Origin of the sequence: Pseudomonas sp. B34(2017) (assembly GCF_002112915.1) — a bacterium.
Lineage (GTDB): Bacteria > Pseudomonadota > Gammaproteobacteria > Pseudomonadales > Pseudomonadaceae > Aquipseudomonas > Aquipseudomonas pharyngis.
The window spans coordinates 719,348-742,465 of sequence record NZ_NEJA01000003.1 but is presented as its reverse complement, the minus strand read 5'-3'; the positions used below and the strand labels follow the sequence as shown (position 1 = coordinate 742,465).

The window sequence follows — 23,118 nt, the reverse complement described above, 5'->3', positions numbered from 1 at the left end:
GGATAGGGTGTTATGTCCGGAAAAGCGCAACAGCAGTCTCGTATTATTGAGTTGATCAAACTGGGTCGTGAGCAGAAGTATCTGACTTACGCCGAGGTCAACGACCACCTGCCCGAGGATATTTCAGATCCGGAGCAGGTGGAAGACATCATCCGCATGATTAACGACATGGGGATCCCCGTACACGAGAGTGCTCCGGATGCGGACGCCCTTATGCTGGCCGACGCCGATACCGACGAGGCCGCTGCGGAAGAAGCAGCCGCTGCGTTGGCGGCGGTGGAGACCGATATCGGTCGCACCACCGACCCGGTGCGCATGTACATGCGTGAAATGGGTACGGTCGAGCTTCTGACTCGTGAAGGCGAAATCGAAATCGCCAAACGCATCGAAGAAGGCATCCGTGAAGTGATGAGCGCCATCGCGCACTTCCCTGGCACGGTTGACCATATTCTTTCCGAATACACTCGCGTCACTACCGAGGGCGGTCGCCTGTCCGACGTTCTGAGCGGTTACATCGACCCGGACGACGGCATTGCGCCGCCTGCCGCCGAAGTGCCGCCGCCGATCGACGCGAAAGCGGCGAAAGCCGAAGAATCCGACGACGATGACGACGCCGAAGCTTCCGATGACGAAGAAGAAGCCGAAAGCGGTCCGGATCCGGTCATTGCCGCACAGCGCTTCGGTGCTGTCGCCGACCAGATGGAAATCACCCGCAAGGCCCTGAAAAAGCACGGTCGTCACAACAAGGCGGCAATTGCCGAACTGTTGGCCCTGGCCGAGCTGTTCATGCCGATCAAACTGGTGCCGAAGCAATTCGAAGCCCTGGTCGAGCGTGTTCGCAGTGCCCTGGATCGTCTGCGTCAGCAAGAGCGCGCGATCATGCAACTCTGCGTACGTGATGCACGTATGCCTCGCGCCGACTTCCTGCGCCAGTTCCCGGGCAACGAAGTCGACGAAAGCTGGTCCGACGCCCTGGCCAAAGGCAAGAGCAAGTACGCCGAAGCCATTGCTCGCGTGCAACCGGACATCATCCGTTGCCAGCAGAAGCTGACCGCGCTGGAAACCGAGACCGGTTTGACCATCGCCGAGATCAAGGACATCAACCGTCGCATGTCGATCGGTGAGGCCAAGGCCCGCCGCGCGAAGAAAGAAATGGTTGAAGCAAACTTGCGTCTGGTGATCTCCATCGCCAAGAAGTACACCAACCGCGGCCTGCAATTCCTCGATCTGATCCAGGAAGGCAACATCGGTCTGATGAAAGCGGTGGACAAGTTCGAATACCGTCGTGGTTACAAGTTCTCGACTTATGCCACCTGGTGGATCCGTCAGGCGATCACTCGCTCGATCGCCGACCAGGCCCGCACCATCCGTATTCCGGTGCACATGATCGAGACAATCAACAAGCTCAACCGTATTTCCCGCCAGATGCTGCAGGAAATGGGTCGCGAACCGACCCCGGAAGAGCTGGGTGAACGCATGGAAATGCCTGAGGACAAGATCCGCAAGGTATTGAAGATCGCCAAAGAGCCGATCTCCATGGAAACCCCGATCGGTGATGACGAAGACTCCCATCTGGGTGACTTCATCGAAGACTCGACCATGCAGTCGCCAATCGATGTCGCCACTGTTGAGAGCCTGAAAGAAGCGACCCGCGAAGTGCTGTCCGGCCTTACTGCCCGTGAAGCCAAGGTACTGCGCATGCGTTTCGGTATCGACATGAACACCGACCATACGCTCGAAGAAGTCGGCAAACAGTTTGACGTGACCCGCGAGCGGATCCGTCAGATCGAAGCCAAGGCGCTGCGCAAGCTGCGCCACCCGACGCGAAGCGAGCATCTGCGCTCCTTCCTCGACGAGTGATACCAGAACCCCCGGCCCAGGCCGGGGGTTTTGTTTATATGGCAGATTAAATACTCAGCTCCGCCCTCCCCCGCGCACAGCCCGTCTACACTCGAAACATTCCCCCCGAGCCATAACGAGACCGTTATGCCCAGACTGGCGTCCGTGCTTTTTTTGCTGCCACTGATGATCTGGACCGCAACGGCTGACGCGCTGACTCTGAACGATGAAGAACGTAGCTGGCTGGCGGCTCACCCGGACCTGCGCCTGGGTGTCGATGCATCGTGGCCGCCCTTCGAGTTCCGCGACGACCAGAATCGCTACCAGGGCCTGGCGGCGGACTATATCGATGTGATTCGCCAACGCCTGGCGATCAAACTCACGCCCATCGAGCCGGTGAGCTGGACCGTAGTGCTCGAACAAGCGAAAAACGGCAAGATCGACCTGTTGCCGGGCATCATGTCCACCCCGGAACGCCAGAGCTACCTGTCGTTCACCCGCCCTTATCTCGACTTTCCGATCGTCATCCTCGCCCACGTCGGCGGCCCGCAACCGCGCAAGCTCGAGGAGCTTTACGGCCTGAAAATCGCCGTAGTGGAAAACTACGCGCCCCACGAACTGCTGCGCACCCATCATCCCGACCTGAACCTGGTGGCGATGCCCAATGTCAGCTCTGCGCTGCAGGCCCTGGCCACCGATGAAGTGGACGCCGTGGTCGGCGATCTGGCCTCCAGCGTCTGGAGCCTGCGCCAACTCAAACTGGATGGTTTGTATGTCAGCGGCGAAACCCCTTATCGCTACCAACTGGCGATGGGCGTTCCTCGGGACAACAAAATGCTGGTGGGGATTCTGGACAAGGTGCTTGCCGATATGTCCCCGGAGGAAATCAGCAGCATTCAGGAACATTGGGTGGGCAACGTCCTCGATCACCGGACATTCTGGTCCGATCTGCTGGTTTACGGCTTACCGGGTCTCTCGCTTCTGGTCATCGTGCTGGCGGTGGTGATCCGCATCAACCGCCGCCTCAGTTCGGAAATCGCCCGCCGCATCGACCTCGAACAGGAACTGCGCAGCAGCGAATACCACTATCGCGGACTCGTGGAGAGTCTTTCGGCCATCGCCTGGGAAGCGCGGATCAGTGACTTCACCTACAGCTATGTTTCGCCCCACGCCGAAGATCTGCTCGGTTATCCGCTGTCTCACTGGCTGATTCCGGGCTTCTGGCGCAACATCATTCACCCGGCGGATCTGACCCGCGCCCAGAGCTTCTGCGATCACGAAGTCTTGGCTGGACGCGACCACAGCCTCGATTACCGGGTGATCACCGCTGACGGCCGCTGCCTGTGGGTGCGCGACATCGTCAGCCTGATCGAACATGGCCATGAACCGGTAATGCGCGGCCTGATGATCGACATCAGCGAAACCAAGCGCACTGAAGAGGCGTTGCGCCTGTCGGAACAGAAGTTCGCGTCGGTATTCCAGCAATGCCCGGACATCCTGGTCATTGCACGGCTCTCCGACGGCTGCCTGCTGGAGGTCAACGAAGCCTTTGAGGAGCAGATCGGGCTCAAGGCCGAAGAAGTCATCGGCCAGACCGCCACCGAACTCAACATCTGGGGCATTCCCGGTGTTGGTCCCGGCCTGCTTCAGCGGCTGCAGGCCGGCAGCATTCGCAACCTGGAGATGCCCTTTCGCCGCAACAATGGTCAAGTGTTCACCGGGCTGATTTCCGCTGAACCCTTCGAGCTCGACACCACACCGGCGCTGGTCGTGGTGGTGCGCGACATCACCCAGCTCAAGGAAACCCAGCAGCAACTGCAAACCTCCGAAGAAAAGTTCGCCAAGGCCTTCCACGCCTCGCCGGACGGTCTGCTGCTGTCGCGCCAGAGCGATGGCCTGCTGCTGGAGGTCAACGAAGGTTTCAGTCGTATCACTGGTTTCAACAGCGCCATGTCGGTGGATCGCTCGGCGCTGGACCTGGGCATCTGGGTCAACCTCAACGAGCGCAAGCAAATGCTCGATCTGCTGCACCGCGACGGGTTCGTTCGCGACTTCAGCTGCCACATCCGCCGCAGCGACGGGCAGATCCGCCTCTGCGAAGTCTCCAGCCGTCCGCTGCCCATCGGCGACGAAGACTGCATGCTGACCATCGCCCGGGACATCACCGAGCGCCACTTGATGCAGGAAAAACTGCAGCAAGCTGCGACCGTGTTCGAGAGCACTGCCGAAGGCGTGCTGATCACCGACACCCAGCAACACATCAGCGCCGTGAACCGGGCCTTCACCGAAATCACCGGCTACAGCGAAAGCGAAGCACTGGGTCACACTCCGCGCCTGCTGGCCTCCGGACTGCACGACAGCGCGTTTTACGCGGCGATGTGGCATCAATTGACCGACGAAGGTCACTGGCAGGGCGAGATCTCCAACCGGCGTAAAAATGGCGAGCTGTACCCGAGCTGGCTGACCATCAGCGCCGTGCGCAACCGCGACAAGTTCATCACCCACTTCGTTGCGGTGTTTGCCGATATCTCCAGCCTCAAGCACGCCCAGGCCAAACTCGACTACCAGGCCCATCACGACCCGCTCACAGGGCTGCCAAACCGTACGCTGTTCGAAAGCCGTCTGTTGACGGCACTCAACAGTCAGCAGGAAAACGGCGGCCAGGGCGCTGTGCTCTTCCTCGACCTCGACCGTTTCAAGCACATCAACGACAGCCTCGGTCACCCGGTCGGCGATTTGCTGCTCAAGGGCATCGCCGTACGCCTCAAGGAGCAACTGCGAGACATCGACACCGTCGCGCGGCTGGGTGGCGACGAATTCATCATTCTGTTGCCCGGCCTGCAACAACCCGGCGATGCCGACAACATCGCCACCAAACTGCTGAACTGCTTCGGCGCGCCGTTCCAGGCCGGCGAGCATGAGTTCTTCATCAGCGCCAGCATCGGCACCAGCCTTTACCCGCGCGACGGCTGCGATGTCGCGACCCTGATCAAGAACGCGGACGCGGCGATGTACCGCTCCAAGGCCAAGGGCCGCAACCGGGTCGAAAGCTACACCCGCGACCTCACCGCCCAGGCCAGCGAACGCGTAGCACTGGAACACGAACTTCGCCGGGCCATCGAGCGCGAGGAGTTGTACCTCTATTACCAGCCGAAAATCAGCCTCGACGATCACAATCTGGTCGGCGCCGAAGCCCTGATCCGCTGGCGCCACCCGAACTTCGGCGAAGTGCCGCCAGAGCATTTCATTCCGCTGGCAGAAGAGAACGGCATGATTCTGCAAATCGGCGACTGGGTGCTGGAAACCGCCTGCCGGCAGATGTTCGAGTGGGGCCAGATCTATGAATCCCTCGGCCCGCTGTCGGTGAACCTCGCCGGCGCACAACTGCGTCAACCGAATCTGCTGGGACGCATCGAGCAACTGCTCAAGGACAACCGCCTGCAGCCGGAATTACTGCAACTGGAAATTACCGAAAACTTCATCATGAGCCAGGCTGAAGAGGCGCTGGCAGTGCTGCACCAGCTCAAACAACTCGGCGTGCAACTGGCCATCGATGACTTCGGCACCGGTTATTCCTCGTTGAGTTACCTCAAACGCCTGCCGCTGGACATCCTCAAGATCGACCAGTCGTTCGTTCGCGGCCTGCCCGACGACCCGCACGACGCGGCGATTGTCCGCGCCATCATCGCCCTGGGCCGCAGCATGCAATTCACAGTAATTGCCGAAGGCGTGGAAACCCAGGCCCAACAACAGTTCCTCGCCGCCGAAGGCTGCGAACAGATCCAGGGCTACATCGTCAGCCTGCCGCTGCCACCAGAAGAGTTCGCCGCGACGTTTCTTCGTATAGCCGTATCGGATTTTTCGGATAGCACAGCCGAGAAACCGTCGCTATAATCCGCGGCCTACTGAGGGCCTATAGCTCAGTTGGTTAGAGCAGAGGACTCATAATCCTTTGGTCCACGGTTCAAGTCCGTGTGGGCCCACCAAACAAGACAAAGGTTTATGCCAACGGCATAAACCTTTTTTTGTATTTGGAACATAAGTGCACTGGAAGCACTCAAGCCCCATCTGGCATTGCATCAATGCCAAGACGGACTCTTGCATCAACTGGAGCAAAAAATGAGCAACATGGAAAAGGAAATTCCAGAGAACACTATCGAACAGACCATCAAGGTTCTCGAATACCTGAATACCTGCGAACCGCTCAAAGCGAAAGCACGCAGGACCAAACTGGAAGTCAATGCCGACAGATTGACCAACTTGTTCCTAGGCTTCGGAGCGGGAGGAATTGCGTTGGCGGGCTGCATGGCCTATTGGCATAGCTCCATCAAATCACTTCCCATGTGGGGAAAAGACCTGGCACTGGTGTTAATTTTTACCTCGACGGTGTCTGTACTGCTCTCGTTCCTGACTCCCATCGTGGCGCAAATCTGCATTCTCAAACGATGGAAAACTATCAGTCTGAAAAACATGATCGACGATATAAGGCATGAAAATACGTTGGTCGACTCACTCCAGCACCATGCGATTTCGGTGCTACAAGAAGCGAAATACTGGCTGCAGCTAAAGATCACCCGAGCAGAAGCAAGGGTCGCTTATTTCTTTGGAGAAAAAACGGCAGGGCTCGCCCTGCTGGGAACAGCTTATGTTTGCGCCAAGGAGTTTGGTGGTTTTCCATGGCTTGGCAAAACCCTTGAAGCCGGTTTTGTGTTGGGTAATTGGGGAAATACTGCACTGTTGATGATCATTGCCATGGTGCTAGGCCTGTCTCTGGGTGCGTTGTTACTTAAACAAGTCAGCGCTCGCTATCGCTTTCAAGTCGAACTCATCGAACATGTCCTGAGCAGGCAATGTAAAAAATCAGAAGTCTGAATCCGCAGATGTAAAAAGCCGCGTAAACCGCGGCTTTGTCGACTCAGCATTTCCCTCTATTCGACAACGGCCACACACCACCAACTGCCCAGTGGCCTCTCACAAGCGTCTCGCCAAACGAGCCTGTAACATACGGACCAGTAATCCGCACGCCATGGAGAACCTCTTTGTCCGACATCCGCCCACCCGTGCTCGATGAAATCGACCGCCAGCTGATCGCTGCCCTGCAAATCAACGCCCGCGAAAGCGTGGCGATGCTGGCCCGGCAATTGGGGATCGCCCGCACCACCGTGACTTCACGACTGGCGCGACTGGAAAAGGCCAAGGTCATCACTGGTTACGGCGTGCGTCTGGGCCAGCGTGTGGTAGATGGCGGGCTGCAGGCTTACGTCGGAATCAAAGTGCAGCCACGCTCCGGCAAAGAGGTGCTGCGCCGGTTGAGCGCGATGGCCCAAGTGCAGCAATTGTGCGCGGTGAGTGGTGAATTTGACTACGTAGCCTGGCTGCGGACCGATTCACCGGAACAACTCGATCAGCTTCTGGATCAGATCGGCAGCGTAGACGGCGTGGAGAAGACCACGACGTCGATCATCCTCAGCAGCAAGATTGATCGCGGGCATCCAGTTTGATCATCACCATCGTCACATTGCAGCTCAAACACTCAAAACGACGACACATTGCGTCTTATTAACGTGTTCTACGCTCCCTAGAATGGCTGGCATCTTTTCCTATACTCAGACGCGCCTCCAGCGTCGGGTCGCCAGCAAGGTCAGCCATGAACAAGCACAATCGCCATCCTGCAGACGGTAAGAAACCGATCACCATTTTTGGCCCGGACTTTCCTTTCGCCTTCGACGACTGGATCGAACACCCGGCCGGCCTGGGCAGCATTCCCGAGCACAACCACGGTGCCGAAGTGGCGATCGTCGGGGCCGGTATCGCCGGTCTGGTGGCGGCTTACGAGCTGATGAAGCTCGGCTTGAAACCGGTCGTGTATGAGGCCTCGAAGCTTGGTGGACGCCTGCGTTCGCAAGCGTTCAACGGTACCGACGGCATCGTCGCCGAGCTCGGCGGCATGCGCTTCCCGGTGTCTTCCACCGCGTTCTATCACTACGTCGACAAACTCGGCCTCGAGACCAGGCCCTTCCCCAACCCGCTGACGCCGGCCTCCGGCAGCACCGTGATCGACCTGGAAGGCAAAACCCATTACGCACAGAGCCTGAAGGATCTTCCTGCACTGTTCCAGGAAGTGGCTGACGCCTGGGCCGATGCTCTGGAGGCCGGCTCACAGTTCGCCGATATCCAGCAGGCGATCCGCGACCGTGACGTGCCACGCCTCAAGGAACTGTGGAACACCCTCGTACCGCTGTGGGACGACCGCACGTTCTACGACTTCGTTGCCACATCGAAAGCCTTCGCCAAACTGTCGTTTCATCACCGCGAAGTGTTCGGTCAGGTCGGTTTCGGTACTGGCGGCTGGGACTCGGACTTCCCCAACTCGATGCTGGAAATCTTCCGTGTGGTGATGACCAACTGCGACGATCACCAGCACCTGGTGGTCGGCGGTGTGGAACAAGTGCCGCAAGGCATCTGGCGTCATGCGCCGGAACGCTGCGTACACTGGCCGCAAGGCACCAGCCTGAAATCGCTGCACCACGGCGCCCCGCGCTCCGGGGTGAAGAAAATCGCCCACGCGCCTGACGGACGTTTCGCAGTCACCGACAACAACGGCGACACCCGCGAATATGCCGCCGTGCTCACCACCTGCCAGAGCTGGCTGCTGACCACCCAGATCGAATGCGACGAAAGCCTGTTCTCGCAAAAGATGTGGATGGCACTGGACCGCACGCGCTACATGCAATCGTCGAAGACCTTCGTGATGGTCGACCGCCCGTTCTGGAAGGACAAGGACCCGGAAACCGGCCGCGACCTGATGAGCATGACCCTCACTGATCGCCTGACCCGTGGTACTTACCTGTTCGACAACGGCGACGACAAACCCGGCGTGATCTGCCTGTCGTACTCGTGGATGAGCGACGCGTTGAAGATGCTCCCGCACCCGGTGGAAAAACGCGTGAAACTGGCGCTGGATGCGCTGAAGAAGATCTACCCGAAGGTCGACATCGCCGCGCGGATCATCGGCGATCCGATCACCGTGTCCTGGGAAGCCGACCCGCACTTCCTCGGCGCGTTCAAGGGCGCCCTGCCCGGCCACTATCGCTACAACCAGCGCATGTACGCGCACTTCATGCAGGACGACATGCCGCCGGAGCAGCGCGGGATTTTCATCGCCGGTGACGACGTGTCGTGGACGCCGGCCTGGGTTGAAGGCGCGGTGCAAACGTCGCTCAACGCGGTGTGGGGAATCATGAAGCACTTCGGCGGGTCCACACATAAAGAGAACCCCGGCCCGGGCGATGTGTTCAACGACATCGGCCCGATCGCCCTGCCCGAGTAAGAGGAATCCCCGATGCGCGTAGCCCTTTACCAATGTCCACCACTGCCACTGGAACCCGCCGCCAACCTTCAGCGCCTGCATCAACTGGCGATGGAGGCCAAAGGCGCCGATCTGCTGGTGGTGCCGGAGATGTTTCTCACCGGCTACAACATCGGCAAGGAGGCGGTCTTGACATTGGCCGAGGTCTACAACGGTGAGTGGGCGCAGCAAGTCGGACGGATCGCCAAGGCTGCCGGTCTGGCGATTCTTTACGGTTACCCTGAGCGCACCGCCGAAGGACAGATCTACAATGCCGTGCAGTTGATCGACTCAAACGGCGAGCGCCTGTGCAATTACCGCAAGACGCATCTGTTCGGCGATCTGGATCGTTCGATGTTCAGCGCCGGCGATGGCGAGTTTCCCATCGTCGAGCTCAACGGCTGGAAGCTCGGGTTCCTGATCTGCTACGACCTGGAGTTCCCGGAAAACGCCCGGCGCCTGGCCCTTGAAGGTGCCGAACTGATTCTGGTGCCGACAGCCAACATGATTCCTTTCGATTTCATTGCCGACGTCTCCGTGCGCTCCCGGGCTTTCGAAAACCAGTGCTACGTGGCGTACGCCAACTATTGCGGCCACGAGGGCGACATCCATTACTGCGGGCAAAGCAGCATCGCCGCGCCGGATGGCAGCCGCATCGCCCAGGCAGGATTGGATGAAGCACTGATCGTCGGTGAGCTGGATCGCCAGTTGATGGTCGACTCCCGTAGCGCCAACCGTTACTTCAACGACCGCCGTCCCGAACTTTACGACGCGCTCAACAAGCGCTAATCCGCTAGCATTGGCACTTCACTGTTCTGGAAGTGCCCATGCCTGCGCCGACTCACCCCCGCCCCCACACCGAAACCCTGGCCAACGGCTTGCGCGTGACCCTGCGTCACGTGCCCGGCCTGAAACGCAGCGCCGCTGCGTTGCGAGTGGCGGCCGGCAGTCATGACGTGCCGTTGGCATGGCCGGGGCTGGCGCACTTCCTTGAGCATCTGCTGTTTCTCGGCACCGAGCGATTTCCTGCACAGCAAGGGCTGATGGCCTACGTGCAAGGTCACGGCGGCCAGGTGAATGCCAGCACCCGCGAGCGCACCACCGATTTCTTCTTTGAATTGCCGCCAGCGTCCTTCAGCGCCGGGCTGGAGCGTCTGTCAGACATGCTCGCCCATCCGCGTATAAATCCGGACGATCAGTTGCGGGAACGGGAAGTGTTGCAGGCGGAGTTTGTCGCGTGGACGCAGGATGCTGCGGCTCAGCAGAAAGAAGCGCTGTTCGAAGGGTTGTCAGCGGAACATCCGTTGCGCGGTTTCCACGCCGGAAACCGCGACAGCCTGCCGGTGGAGCAAGCGGACTTTCAACAGGCATTGAAAGACTTCCACCAGCAGTTCTACCGCACCGGGCAGATGACCCTGAGCCTGGTCGGGCCGCAGAGTGTTGAAGAGCTGCGCACGCTGGCCGAACAGTTTGCCGCCACGCTGACGCCTGGGGATAAAACTGCACAGGCAGCCCCCGTACGCTTGATGGGTAACGCGCAGGAAAGTTATCAACAGGCCGGCGAGCATCGCGGCAATCTGCTGTTTGCGTTGGAGGAGTTACCGGAGTCGTCAGCCGAAGCGCTGGCGTTTCTCTGCCACTGGTTGAACAGCGCCAAACCCGGTGGCTTGCTCGCCCATTTGCAGCAGCAGGGTCTGGCGGAAGGTTTACAGGCCTGTGTGCCCTACCAATTTGCTGAGCAGGCTTTGCTGCACCTTCAATTCATGACGCCATCCGGTCCACTCGACGCCATCCGCGCGCAGCTTCTCGACTGGTTGAGCTTCTTCGCAGCCCAGCAGGGCTGGCCGACTTTGCGGGAGGAATATTCGGCACAGTTTCAGCGTCAGCAGCAGGTCAGCGGCGCGCTGCAACGGGCGCGACTCGACAGCGAACAACTCGAGAGCGGCCTGTCCGACGCGGCCGTTACGGCGCTCAAAGTAATTCTCGGCAAAATCGGCACTGTGGATAACTTCAGCAGTCACTGGCATCTGCCCGCTGCCAACCCGCTTCTGCGCACAGCCGAGCCGCTGGCCAACGCCGGTCTGATCCGCGGCCAGACCAGCGCCCACCGAGGCCTGCGCACATTCGCTCAGGATCGCTCGCGCAGCCGCCGCGAACGCTCGCCGATGCAATTCAGCCAGGCGCTGCCGGATAACGGCGACGAAGGCGCGGTGTATGTGCGCTGGCAGACGGAAGCGGCGGCCACGGCCGAGCTGCAAGCGAAACTGCAACGCAGCCTGCGGGAGGTGTCTGACGACACGCGTCAGGCCGGGGTGGAGTTGTCCTTCAGCGCTACGGGTAATCAGTGGCTGCTGAAATTGACCGGCCTGCAGGACACACTGCCGGTTGTGCTGGAACATGCGCTGAAATATCTGACGCAGGTCGATGCCGACTCGCCAAGCGGTGAGCCGCCAGTGCCGTCGATGCTGATCCGTCAATTGCTCAAGGCATGGCCGGAGCGTTGCCTGCCCGTAGTTGCGCAATCCGATGATGCCAAGCAGCTGTGGACAACTTCCCGTTGGGATGGTCTGGCGCTGGGTCTCGATGCCCACACCCAATCGGCCATGGGACTGGCCCTGAGCCGCATTCCCGGTAAGCCATCCAATGAATTACCGACCCTGCCGGCATTCCACGCACAACTTCGCTGGGATCAGTTCGACACCGACTCCAGCGAACACGCATTACTGCTGTTCTGCCCGACCGCCAGACCGGACATTCCCAGCGAAGCCGCGTGGCGCTTCCTTGCGCACCTGTGCCACACGCCGTTCTATCAGCGGCTACGAGGTGAATTGCAACTGGGATACGCGGTGTTCAGTGCTTTCAGACAGGTACACGGCCAGGGTGGATGGCAGTTCGGCGTGCAATCGCCGACCGCCACTCCCGCGCAACTGCTCGATCACGTTCAACAGTTCATCGAAGGCATCCCCGCGCTGATCGAAAACATTGATGATGCCTTCCTCGTCGAGCAGCGCCAGATCCTTGCCGTACACCTGGATGCCGGCATTCTGCCCGGCAAGGAGGCTGCCGAACTTCTGTGGCAGGCAAAACTTGCCGGCCACTCGTCGGATTACCTGATTCAGCTGAGCAATGCCATAAGTCAGCTTGACCGCGAGGCATTGCTGGCCGCCGCAGACTGTTTAATCCGCGTCGAAGGCGGCTGGCACGTCCTGGCCAACAGCCCTTCGCCGGGCGCACCGTGGCAAGCGGCAAATTGATCATTACCGGGGCTGCAAGGAGCTTTCTCAAAGATTCACGGGCAAACCCCCTGAAATTTTGAGTAACATAGCCACCTAACTATTTGGAACATCCCTGCGCTGCCGTGGACTATACCTATGGATAGCGCTATCCCACCCACCTGAAAAAGGAGTCACCCGATGGCCTGGACCAAACCTGCTTACACCGACCTGCGCATCGGCTTCGAAGTCACCATGTACTTCGCCAGCCGCTGAGTCCTGCCTCAAGCAGAACACTGCAGTGCAACGCCTCGGCTCGCCGGGGCGTTTTATTTTCAGCGTTGAAATGATGGAGCGTTCATGTTCGTCCAGATTCTGGGTTCGGCCGCCGGTGGCGGTTTTCCGCAGTGGAACTGCAACTGCGTCAATTGCGCCGGTTTTCGCGATGGCAGCCTGAATGCCCAGGCCCGTACCCAATCGTCCATCGCGATTTCCGATGACGGCGTGAACTGGGTGCTGTGCAATGCCTCGCCGGACATCCGCGCGCAGCTTCAGAGCTTCGCCCCGATGCAGCCGGGCCGCGCCCTGCGAGACACCGGCATCAGCGCGATCATCCTGATGGACAGCCAGATCGACCACACCACCGGTCTGCTCAGCCTGCGCGAAGGTTGCCCGCATCAGGTCTGGTGCACGGACATGGTCCACGAAGACCTGAGCACCGGTTTTCCGCTGTTCACCATGCTCAAGCACTGGAACGGCGGGCTGGACTGGAACCGCATCGAACTCGACCAGAGCTTCACCGTCGCCGCCTGCCCGAACCTGCGCTTCACCCCGCTGCCGTTGCGCAGCGCCGCACCGCCCTACTCGCCACACCGCTTCGACCCGCATCCGGGCGACAACATCGGCCTGATCGTCGAAGACCTCGGCACTGGCGGCAAATTGTTCTACGCGCCGGGCCTGGGCAAAGTCGACGCGCCATTGCTGGAAATCATGGCCGGCAGCGACTGCGTGCTGGTGGACGGGACGATGTGGGATGACGATGAAATGCAGCGCCGTGGCGTCGGCACCCGCACCGGCCGCGAAATGGGCCACCTGGCGCAGAACGGCCCTGGCGGCATGCTCGAAGTGCTGGAACAGCTTCCCGAGCAGCGCAAGGTGCTTATCCACATCAACAACACCAACCCGATTCTCGACGAAGACTCTCCGGAGCGCGCGGAACTGGTGCGGCGCAATGTTGAAGTGGCGTATGACGGCATGAGCATCGTCCTGTAACGAATGGCCCGGAGAACCGCAATGACCGACACCCCGCTGTCCCCCGCCGAATTCGAAGCGGCCCTGCGCGCCAAGGGCGCCTATTACCACATTCATCACCCGTATCACGTGGCGATGTATGAAGGCCGGGCCACCCGCGAGCAGATCCAGGGCTGGGTCGCCAACCGCTTCTACTATCAGGTGAACATTCCCCTGAAAGACGCAGCGATCCTCGCCAACTGCCCGGATCGCGAGATCCGCCGCGAATGGATTCAGCGCCTGCTCGACCACGACGGCGCCCCCGGCGAAGACGGCGGCATCGAAGCCTGGCTGCGTCTGGGCCAGGCCGTCGGTCTCGATCCGGATCAATTGCGTTCCCAGGAACTGGTGCTGCCCGGCGTGCGTTTCGCCGTCGATGCCTACGTCAACTTCGCCCGCCGCGCCAGTTGGCAGGAGGCTGCCAGCAGCTCGCTGACCGAGCTGTTCGCGCCGCAGATCCACCAGTCGCGTCTCGACAGCTGGCCACAGCATTACCCGTGGATCGACCCGGCCGGCTACGAGTATTTCCGCACCCGTCTCGGTCAGGCCCGGCGCGATGTCGAGCATGGTCTGGCGATTACGCTGGAGCACTATAAGACCCGCGAAGGTCAGGAGCGCATGCTGGAAATTCTCCAGTTCAAACTGGACATCCTTTGGAGCATGCTCGATGCCATGAGCATGGCCTACGAACTGAACCGCCCGCCGTATCACAGCGTCACCGATCAACGGGTCTGGCATAAAGGAATCGCCTTATGAGTTTCGACCGCAGCAAGACCCCGACCTGGCGTCCCGGCTACCGTTTCCAGTACGAACCGGCCCAGAAAGGCCACGTGCTGCTGTACCCGGAAGGCATGATCAAGCTCAACGAAAGTGCCGCGCTGATCGGCGGTCTGATCGACGGTGAACGGGATGTCGCGGCAATCATCGCCGAACTCGACAGACAGTTCCCCGGCGTGCCCGAGCTCGGTGACGACATCGAGCAATTCATGGAGGTTGCCCGTGCGCAGCACTGGATCGAACTTGCCTGAGTCATCGGTGCAAGTCCCGGCCAAACCGGAAGTTGGCCTGCCGCTGTGGCTGCTCGCCGAGCTGACTTACCGCTGCCCGCTACAATGCCCGTACTGCTCCAATCCGCTGGACTTCGCCGAGCAGGGCAAAGAGCTGAGCACCGAGCAGTGGATCAAGGTGTTTCGCGAGGCGCGGGAGATGGGCGCGGCGCAACTGGGCTTTTCCGGCGGCGAACCGCTGGTGCGCCAGGACCTCGCCGAGCTGATCCGTGAAGCGCGTCAGCTGGGTTTCTACACCAACCTGATCACCTCCGGCATCGGCCTGACCGAACAGAAGATCAGCGACTTCAAGAAGGCCGGACTCGATCACATCCAGATCAGTTTCCAGGCCAGCGACGAGCAAGTGAACAACCTGCTCGCCGGCTCGAAAAAAGCCTTCGCGCAGAAACTGGAAATGGCCCGTGCCGTAAAGGCCCACGGCTATCCGATGGTGCTGAACTTCGTCACCCATCGGCACAACATCGACAAGATCGACCGCATCATCGAGCTGTGCATTGCGCTGGAGGCCGACTTCGTCGAACTCGCCACCTGCCAGTTCTACGGTTGGGCGCAGCTCAATCGTGTTGGCCTGTTGCCGACCAGGGAACAACTGATCCGCGCCGAACGCATCACCAACGAATACCGCGCCAAGCTGGAAGCCGAAGGGCATCCGTGCAAGCTGATTTTCGTCACCCCGGACTACTACGAGGAGCGCCCGAAAGCCTGCATGAACGGCTGGGGCAGTCTGTTTCTGACAGTCACACCGGACGGCACCGCCCTGCCCTGTCATGGCGCCCGACAGCTGCCGGTACAATTTCCCAATGTGCGCGACCACAGCATGCAGCACATCTGGTACGACTCGTTCGGCTTCAACCGCTTTCGCGGCTATGACTGGATGCCCGAGCCGTGCCGCTCCTGCGACGAGAAAGAGCAGGACTTCGGCGGCTGCCGCTGCCAGGCTTTCATGCTCACCGGCGATGCCAGCAATGCCGACCCGGTGTGCAGCAAGTCCGAACATCACGGTGTGATCCTCAAGGCCCGCGAAGAAGCCGAGCACGCCACCCAGACCATCGAACAACTGGCCTTTCGCAATGAACGAAACTCGCGCCTCATCGCCAAAGGCTGAGCCTTTCAGCGCCACCGCCGCGGTTGCCGCCGGCGTGGACTTCGCCGAATTGCAGCTCGGCGCCCAGGGTTTGTTCTGGAATGAATATCGCCCGACAGACGCCGCGTGCCGGATCTGGCATTGGTGCGATGGCGTGGCGAAATGTCTGACGCCCGCGGGTTTCAGCGTGCGCAGCCGGGTGTACGAATATGGCGGTGGGGCGTTTTGTCTGACGCCTGACGGGGTGGTTTTCGTCAACGAGGCGGATCAGCAGCTGTATCGCCAGACGCTGGATGGCCAGCCCGTGGCATTGACGTCTGGCGAGTGTCGTTATGGCGATCTGAACTACGCCGACGGGCAGGTGCTGGCCGTTGAAGAGAACGGTGATCGCCATCGGCTGGTGGCTATCGATCTGGCGAATGGCGACCGCCAAATGCTGGTTGAAGGCGCGGATTTTTATGCGTCGCCGATCATCAGTCCGGACGGTCAGCGCCTGGCGTGGATCGAGTGGAGCCGTCCGCATCAGCCGTGGACATCCACACGACTGATGCTCGCCGAGCGCTCGTCCAATGGATTTTCCGCCCCGCGTTGCGTGGCGGGTCAAACCCTTGAAGAGTCGATCCAGCAACCGCGTTTTGATGCCAATGGCCGACTGGGCTGCCTGACCGATCGTGCTGGTTATTGGCAACCGTGGGTCGAGTCGGCAAACGGCTTGCAACCGTTAGCCAGCGCCGAAGCCGATCACGCTCCAGCCCCATGGCAACTTGGCGGCTGCACCTGGCTGCCCGCCGGCGAAAGCTTTCTGGCGAGCTGGAGCGAAGGCGGTTTCGGTCGTCTGGCGCTCAACGGCGAAGACTTCACCGGTGATTACAGCCGCTTCCGTCATCTGGCTGTCGATGATCAATTTGTTTACTGCATTGCCGCCTCACCGGTCAGCCCTTCAGCGGTGATCGCCATTGATCGCGAATCTCATGAGGTGAATGTCCTGGCTGGCGGTGTCGCACCGCTGCCAGCCGAGCGCATCAGCCGCCCGCAAACCCTGCGCTACCCCAGCGGTTCGGGTGAAGCACACGGCTTCTTTTACCCGGCCACGAATGGTGATGTGAAGCCGCCGCTGGTGGTGTTCATCCACGGTGGCCCGACGTCGGCCTGCTACCCGATGCTCGACCCGCGCATTCAGTACTGGACACAACGCGGGTTCGCCGTCGCCGATCTCAACTACCGAGGCAGCAGCGGTTATGGCCGAGAGTATCGACAGGCCCTGCATCTGAGTTGGGGCGCGGTGGATGTCGAGGACGCGTGTGCGGTCGTGGCCTACCTTAATGATCGCGACATGATCGACGGTGATCGTGCATTCATCCGTGGCGGCAGCGCCGGTGGTTACACGACGCTTTGTGCATTGGCGTTCCATCAGGTATTCCGCGCCGGCGCCAGTCTGTACGGCGTCAGCGACCCGGTAGCCCTCGCCCGGGCGACACACAAGTTCGAAGGCGATTACCTGGACTGGCTGATCGGCGATCCCGAGAAAGATGCCGAACGCTACACCGCCCGCACGCCGTTGCTGCACGCAGGCAACATTCGCGTACCGGTGATCTTCTTCCAAGGTGAGCTGGACGCCGTGGTCGTGCCGCAACAGACCCGCGACATGGTCGCGGCCCTGGAGCAAAACGGCATTGAGGTCGAAGCGCATTACTACGCCGATGAACGTCACGGCTTCCGCCGGGCCGCCAATCAGGCCCATGCGCTGGAGCAGGAATGGCGGTTCTACCAGCGAGTGATGGGCCTGACGGATTGAGACTCAGCGCTTGGCGATGATGTACACCGCGTGCACGATCCCCGGGATGTAACCGCACAACGTCAGCAGAATGTTCAGCCAGAACGCGCCGCCGAACCCGACCTGCAGAAACACACCCAGTGGCGGCAACAGAATGGCGATGATGATGCGGATAAAGTCCATGGGGAAGCTCCTGATTGGGGGTTGGCTCACCTGAGCCATACAAGCTAATCGACCTGTGCCGTTTGTCAGGGTTCAGTGCTATCGCCAGACAGAGTGCGCAAGACCACTCAAGCCAGTATTTGCAGACCGTGTTTCTGCACAATGCTGAGCAGCTTCAAAGCCATTCCGCTTGGATGCTTATCCCCTGATTCCCATTGTTTGACGGTCGATGCGCTGGTGTTCAAATAACGTGCGAACACTGGCTGGCTGACATTGTTGCGCTCACGCAACGCCTTGATCTGCTCCGCAGGAATCGCTTCCGGGACCGCTGCAAGGCACGACTCATCAAACTCACGCATCGTTGCCTTGCTGATAGCACCGACTGCATGCAGAGCACTGGCCGACTCGTGCACTGATTCAAATACGTCACTCTTGAATTTTTTACTCATGAGTTATCTCCACGAACGCCCGCCTTTGGCCAGAACGATCGAACGGTAGCGATTTTCTTTCAGGCGCTTCTTCCAGACTCCGCCTCCCAGATTGTCCGCCTGCCCATCAAGCATCTCGGCAAAAGCCTCGCGAAGCTCGTCGTCGGTGATCCATGCTTTGCTGGCCTGTATCGCAAAACCTTTTGTCTTGAACAACCTGAACGACATCGGTATCCCTTCCAAAAAAACATACCACTCAGTGGTATAGATTACAAAGCCTGTCTTTCGACGAGGGTGTTCTGCCGGCTTCGGCAATCCTTGCCGAAGCCGGCTAAATAAACACTGCAGCGGCGGTCCCTCAAGCAATAAACCGCAATGGAAAAATCCGGCCACAAAAAAACGCCCCACGCCAAAAGAATCAGGCGTGGGGCGTGCGTTATACCGCGAGACGGTTCTTGAATTCGGGTGGGAAACTTCAGCTCAGACGGCAATCCCTTTGCGGCATTGCAGCTGCGCGGTGCGGACCCGGGAGAAGGCGCGGGCCAGACGCAGGAGCATTTCGTCGATGTTGGCCTTGCTGACGTTGAGCGCCGGGGTGAAGCGCAGGCAGTCGGCTTGCGGGGCGTTGAGCAGCAAGCCTTCGTGAAGCGCTGCTTTGACGACGGCCTCGGCGGAGTCTTCCGACAGGGTCAGTCCCCAGAACAGCCCTTGCCCGCGCAACTCGCCATGTTCATAACGATGGGCCAGACGGGCGAGCCCTTCGCGCAGATGCTGGCCGTTGTCCCGGATCTGTTCGAGGAAGGCGCGGTCCTGCACGCTGTCGAGCACCACCAGGCCAGCGGCGGTCATCAGCGCGTTGCCGTGATGCGTACCGCCCAATTCGCCGGGTTCGAAACAGCAGGCCTTGCCTCGCGCCAGCAACGCGGCCAACGGCACGCCACCGCCGAGGCCTTTGCCGAGCACGACGATATCGGCGCGCACCCCGTAGGACTGTTCGGCGAGCAAGGTGCCGCAGCGGCCGATACCGGTCTGCACCTCGTCGAGAATCAGCAGAATCCCCAGCTCCCGGCACAGACGTTCGACACCCTTGAGGTAATGCTCGGTCGCCGGGATTACTCCGGCATCGCTCTGGATCGGTTCAAGCATGATCGCCACGGTCTGCGCATCCACCGCCGCATGCAATGTAGGCAGGTCATTGAATGGCACCAGATCGAAACCCGGCAGCAGCGGCGCGAAGCGGTTGTGCAGGTTGCAACTGTCCGACGCCGAAATCGTCGCCAGACTACGTCCGTGACAGCCTTGTCTGGCGACAATGATCCGCGAAGCGCCACCGCGATGCAGTTGACCCCATTTGCGCGCCAGTTTGATCGCCGCTTCACAGGCCTCACTGCCGCTGTTGAGCAGGTGCGCCTGATCGCTGGCAGTGCTGGCACACAGGCGCTCGGCAAGGCTGAGCATGCCGCGGTTGTGCAGATTGAAACCGGGATTGATCAGGGCCTGGGCCTGGCTGGCGATAGCCTTGACCAGCACCGAAGGGCTGTGGCCGAGGCTGTTGGCGCCGCCGGCCTGGGAAAAGTCCAGGTAGGCGCGGTCATAGCTGTCCCAAAGCCAGGAGCCCTGACCGCGAACAAACACTTGTTTCGGGCGCTCGACGCTGGCCATCAGGCGCTCGGCATTCAGGCCATCAGCGACGTTCGATTCTTGGGTTTCAAAAGCCAGGTCATCGAGGCTCGGCGTCTGGCGCCGCAAACTGAACAGATTCATTGAAAAAAACCTCGATCGAGGTTTTTTGAACTGCCTATGTAAAGACTTTCGAAACAAACGCTGGTCATGGCGCTTTCCGGCCCTGTAAGCCTTGTGAATGCGGTTAGACTAGGCCGGTTCACGGCGTCGAGCCATTTCGATTTCTCAGCATTTTCGATAAGTGTTACTTATGGATTTCAAACAACTGCGTTATTTCGTCGCGGTCTACGAAGAAGGGCATGTCGGACGCGCCGCCGAGCGCCTGTCGATCTCTCAGCCCGCGCTGTCCCAGCAGATTCGCCACTTGGAACAAAACCTCGACGTCACCCTGTTCGAGCGCAGCAGCAAACGCCTGCTGCCGACCCTCGCCGCCCACACCTTGTACAACCACGCCCTGCCGCTGCTCGACGGCATGCAGCGGGCGCGTGAGGCGCTGGGCAACTTCAAGGGTCAGGCGCTGCGCACGCTGGCGATCGGCGTGCTGCAAACCGTGCACACCAGCCTGGTCCCGCAAATGCTGGAGCGAGTGCGCAAAGCCCAGCCGCATCTGGTGGTACAGATTTATGAATTGACCGGGCTTGAGATCGAGCGGCGCCTGCTCAACGGCTCGCTGGACATCGGCATCAGCTATCTGCCGCCACGCCAGCCGGGGCTGCACGGCGTGATGCTGTACGAAGATGAGCTGACGCTGGTCATCCCGGCGGATCATCCGCTGCGGGAATTCAAGAAAGTCTCGATGAGCCAGGCCGCCGAATTGCCGATGCTGCTATTAGGCGAAGAATTTCAGATCCGTCAGATCTGGCAGGCCCAACTGGCCAGCCTCGGACGTCGCCCGCAAGTGCAGGCCGAGCTGAACAACATGGTGGGGATTCTCGACAGCTTGCCGCATACCCGCCTGGCGACGGTGCTGCCCGGCCGCTCGCAAAAGGAATACGACGATCAGGATCTGCTGTGGAAACCGTTAAGTGAGCCACGTGTACCGTTGAAGGTCGGGCTGGCGTGTCGCGATGTGCAGCGCCAGCAAGCGCCATTGGCCTTGCTGCGAACGTTGCTGGAAGAGGTGATGCAGCGTGAGGACAAACCGCTGAAAGGTGCGCCGCCGCTGGACGCGCTGAGCTGAAAACTTTTCTGCGGGCATAAGAAAACCCCGCCGAAGCGGGGCTTTGCAGACTGTTTCCCTGACATCCATTTCACTCCGCCACCCTGGCAGAATCCTACGTGTCCGTGTTGTTGCTTTGCGCTTCCTGCGCGACGTCCATGGAAAGTAGATTAGCTCTGGATCCAATCCACGCCTATGGGAGAACAGCAGCACGTCATGTAAGCGATCGCTTACATGACGTTACATCATCAGAACTGCGCAGCGTCCAGCAGGAACAGCGACTCGCTGCCAGCCTTGACCGACGCGCTCAGCGAGTGAATCCGCGGCAGCAGACGGGCGAAATAGAACCGTGCCGTGCCGAGTTTGCTCGCGTAGAAATCGTCCTGCGCTTCTTTGCCCAGCGATGCCTTGGCCATCAGCGCCCACATGTACGCGTAAGCGGTGTAGCCGAACGCTTGCAGATACTCGACTGATGCCGCACCGATTTCGTTCGGGTTGGTTTTCGCCCGGTCCAGCAGCCACGAGGTCAGCTCGTCGAGGGTGTCGACAGCGTCATTCAGCGGCTTGGTGAACTCGCCCAGATCGGCATTGGCGGTTGCAGTGAAATGGCGGATCTCGTCGGCGAACAGTTTGTAGAACGCGCCGCCGCTGCCGACGATCTTGCGACCCACCAGGTCCAGCGCCTGAATGCCGTTGGTGCCTTCGTAGATCTGGGTGATGCGCACATCCCGCACCAGTTGCTCCTGGCCCCACTCGCGGATGTAGCCGTGGCCGCCGAAGATCTGCTGGCCGTGGACAGTGGTTTCCAGACCCAGATCGGTCAGGAACGCCTTGGCCACTGGCGTCAGCAAGGCCACCAGATCTTCCGCACGTTTGCGGGTGGCAGCGTCTTCGCTGAACTTGGCAGTATCGAGTTGCATCGCCACGTAGGTGGAGAACGCACGGCCGCCTTCGTTCGAGGCTTTCATGGTCAGCAGCATGCGACGCACGTCCGGATGGACGATGATCGGGTCGGCCACCTTGTCCTTGTTCTGCGCGCCGGTCGGCGAACGGCTTTGCAGGCGGTCGCGGGCGTATTCGATGGCGTTCTGGTACGAGCGCTCGCCGGTAGCCAGGCCCTGGATGCCGACGCCCAGACGCTCGTAGTTCATCATGGTGAACATCGCGGCCAGGCCCTTGTTCGGCTCGCCGACCAGGTAACCCACGGCTTCGTCGAAGTTCATCACGCAGGTGGCAGAGGCCTGGATGCCCATCTTGTGTTCGATCGAACCGCAGTTCGCCGGGTTGCGCGCGCCCAGGCTGCCATCGGCATTGACCATGAACTTCGGCACCAGGAACAGCGAAATGCCTTTCGGCCCCGCCGGTGCGTCCGGCAGTTTGGCCAGCACCAGGTGAATGATGTTTTCGGTCAGGTCATGCTCACCGCCGGTGATGAAGATCTTGGTGCCGCTGACCTTGTAGGAACCGTCGGCCTGAGGTTCGGCCTTGGTGCGAATGATGCCCAGGTCGGTGCCGGCGTGCGGCTCGGTCAGGCACATGGAACCGGCCCAGACACCGGCGTACATGTTCGGCAGGTAAGCGGCTTTCAGTTCTTCGCTGGCGTGGGCGTTGATCGACAGGCAGGCGCCGGCGGTCAGCATCGGATACAGACCGAAGGCCAGGCTGGCGGAGTTGACCATTTCTTCGACCTGGGCCGATACGGCTTTTGGCATGCCCATGCCGCCGTAGGCCGGATCACCGCCAACACCGACCCAGCCGCCTTCGGCATAAGTCTGGTAGGCCTGTGGGAAACCGGCCGGCGTGGTGACGGCACCGTCGGCCCAGTGGCAGCCTTCTTCGTCGGCGGCACGGCTCAGGGGCGCAATGCTTTTGCTGGTGACCTTGCCGGCCTCTTCGAGAATGGCTTCAACGGTTTCCGCGTCCACGGTCTCGGCCAGGGCCGGCAGTTCGGCCCAGAGTTTGGCGACTTCGAACACTTCATTGAGGACGAAGCGCATATCGCGCAGCGGCGCTTTGTAGTCAGCCATGGCAAACCTCGCAAAGATCTAAACAGGTGATTCGTGGAAGGGTGT

General features: G+C 60.4%; 18 protein-coding genes, 1 tRNA gene and 1 pseudogene. 15 read left to right on the top strand and 5 right to left on the bottom strand.

Translation table 11 applies throughout. The features are described from left to right. The first annotated feature begins 12 nt into the window (after positions 1–12). The 14 genes from rpoD to CAF80_RS12995 all read left to right on the top strand — a co-directional run bounded on the left by rpoD (position 13) and on the right by CAF80_RS12995 (position 17,635). Entirely contained in the window at positions 13–1,860 is a 1,848-nt protein-coding gene (gene rpoD, locus CAF80_RS13060) for an RNA polymerase sigma factor RpoD (RefSeq protein WP_039768067.1), read from the top strand. Positions 1,861–1,986: 126 nt separating this feature from the next. After that, complete coding sequence (locus CAF80_RS13055) at positions 1,987–5,733, top strand: bifunctional diguanylate cyclase/phosphodiesterase (protein ID WP_039768065.1); 3,747 nt, start codon at positions 1,987–1,989, stop codon at positions 5,731–5,733. Between the two features lie 15 nt (positions 5,734–5,748). Continuing rightward, positions 5,749–5,825, top strand: a tRNA-Ile gene (locus CAF80_RS13050). Positions 5,826–5,958: 133 nt separating this feature from the next. Next, positions 5,959–6,711 (top strand): hypothetical protein, encoded by a 753-nt coding sequence (locus tag CAF80_RS13045; RefSeq protein WP_052266542.1) that lies wholly within the window; start codon positions 5,959–5,961, stop codon positions 6,709–6,711. Positions 6,712–6,878: 167 nt separating this feature from the next. After that, on the top strand, positions 6,879–7,340 hold the full coding sequence (locus CAF80_RS13040) for an Lrp/AsnC family transcriptional regulator (RefSeq protein WP_064599860.1): 462 nt from the start codon (positions 6,879–6,881) through the stop codon (positions 7,338–7,340). Between the two features lie 146 nt (positions 7,341–7,486). After that, positions 7,487–9,169 (top strand): NAD(P)/FAD-dependent oxidoreductase, encoded by a 1,683-nt coding sequence (locus CAF80_RS13035; protein WP_085667430.1) that lies wholly within the window; start codon positions 7,487–7,489, stop codon positions 9,167–9,169. A 12-nt stretch (positions 9,170–9,181) separates the two neighbouring features. Beyond that, on the top strand, positions 9,182–9,976 hold the full coding sequence (locus CAF80_RS13030) for a carbon-nitrogen hydrolase family protein (protein WP_085667429.1): 795 nt from the start codon (positions 9,182–9,184) through the stop codon (positions 9,974–9,976). 38 nt (positions 9,977–10,014) lie between these two features. Further along, positions 10,015–12,441 (top strand): pyrroloquinoline quinone biosynthesis protein PqqF, encoded by a 2,427-nt coding sequence (gene pqqF, locus CAF80_RS13025; RefSeq protein ID WP_085667428.1) that lies wholly within the window; start codon positions 10,015–10,017, stop codon positions 12,439–12,441. A 159-nt stretch (positions 12,442–12,600) separates the two neighbouring features. Continuing rightward, positions 12,601–12,675 carry a pyrroloquinoline quinone precursor peptide PqqA gene (gene pqqA / locus CAF80_RS13020; RefSeq protein WP_003444522.1) on the top strand — a complete coding sequence of 25 codons (75 nt, stop codon included), beginning with the start codon at positions 12,601–12,603 and terminating at the stop codon, positions 12,673–12,675. A gap of 84 nt (positions 12,676–12,759) precedes the next feature. Then, positions 12,760–13,671: a pyrroloquinoline quinone biosynthesis protein PqqB gene (pqqB, locus tag CAF80_RS13015; protein ID WP_039768057.1), complete on the top strand. Its 912-nt coding sequence runs from the start codon at positions 12,760–12,762 to the stop codon at positions 13,669–13,671. 21 nt (positions 13,672–13,692) lie between these two features. Further along, on the top strand, positions 13,693–14,445 hold the full coding sequence (gene pqqC / locus CAF80_RS13010) for a pyrroloquinoline-quinone synthase PqqC (protein WP_011336228.1): 753 nt from the start codon (positions 13,693–13,695) through the stop codon (positions 14,443–14,445). Continuing rightward, positions 14,442–14,717: a pyrroloquinoline quinone biosynthesis peptide chaperone PqqD gene (gene pqqD, locus CAF80_RS13005; RefSeq protein WP_007959876.1), complete on the top strand. Its 276-nt coding sequence runs from the start codon at positions 14,442–14,444 to the stop codon at positions 14,715–14,717. The genes pqqC and pqqD overlap by 4 nt, the downstream gene beginning before the upstream one ends. After that, on the top strand, positions 14,689–15,861 hold the full coding sequence (gene pqqE / locus CAF80_RS13000) for a pyrroloquinoline quinone biosynthesis protein PqqE (RefSeq protein ID WP_074692205.1): 1,173 nt from the start codon (positions 14,689–14,691) through the stop codon (positions 15,859–15,861). The genes pqqD and pqqE overlap by 29 nt, the downstream gene beginning before the upstream one ends. After that, positions 15,827–17,635, top strand: a complete 1,809-nt coding sequence (locus CAF80_RS12995) for a S9 family peptidase (RefSeq protein WP_085667427.1) — start codon at positions 15,827–15,829, stop codon at positions 17,633–17,635. The genes pqqE and CAF80_RS12995 overlap by 35 nt, the downstream gene beginning before the upstream one ends. 3 nt (positions 17,636–17,638) lie before the next feature. On the opposite strand, the gene CAF80_RS12990 is transcribed toward CAF80_RS12995, so the two are convergent. From CAF80_RS12990 to CAF80_RS12975, 4 genes and pseudogenes are all read right to left on the bottom strand, one after another. Further along, a complete protein-coding gene (locus tag CAF80_RS12990; protein ID WP_003228885.1) occupies positions 17,639–17,797 on the bottom strand; it encodes a YqaE/Pmp3 family membrane protein in 159 nt (52 codons plus the stop codon). A gap of 107 nt (positions 17,798–17,904) precedes the next feature. Continuing rightward, entirely contained in the window at positions 17,905–18,225 is a 321-nt protein-coding gene (locus CAF80_RS12985; protein ID WP_085667426.1) for a DNA-binding transcriptional regulator, read from the bottom strand. A 9-nt stretch (positions 18,226–18,234) separates the two neighbouring features. Further along, a pseudogene (locus tag CAF80_RS12980) lies at positions 18,235–18,432 on the bottom strand (type II toxin-antitoxin system RelE/ParE family toxin); the annotation flags it as partial. A 252-nt stretch (positions 18,433–18,684) separates the two neighbouring features. Then, the gene (locus CAF80_RS12975; RefSeq protein ID WP_085667425.1) at positions 18,685–19,968 is read right to left on the bottom strand and encodes an aspartate aminotransferase family protein; all 1,284 of its coding nucleotides are present in this window, start codon (positions 19,966–19,968) and stop codon (positions 18,685–18,687) included. A gap of 169 nt (positions 19,969–20,137) precedes the next feature. On the opposite strand from CAF80_RS12975, the gene CAF80_RS12970 reads away from it, so the two are divergent. Next, the gene (locus CAF80_RS12970) at positions 20,138–21,067 is read left to right on the top strand and encodes a LysR family transcriptional regulator (protein ID WP_085667424.1); all 930 of its coding nucleotides are present in this window, start codon (positions 20,138–20,140) and stop codon (positions 21,065–21,067) included. Positions 21,068–21,294: 227 nt separating this feature from the next. On the opposite strand, the gene CAF80_RS12965 is transcribed toward CAF80_RS12970, so the two are convergent. Then, complete coding sequence (locus CAF80_RS12965; protein ID WP_074692198.1) at positions 21,295–23,073, bottom strand: acyl-CoA dehydrogenase C-terminal domain-containing protein; 1,779 nt, start codon at positions 23,071–23,073, stop codon at positions 21,295–21,297. Positions 23,074–23,118: the final 45 nt, after the last annotated feature.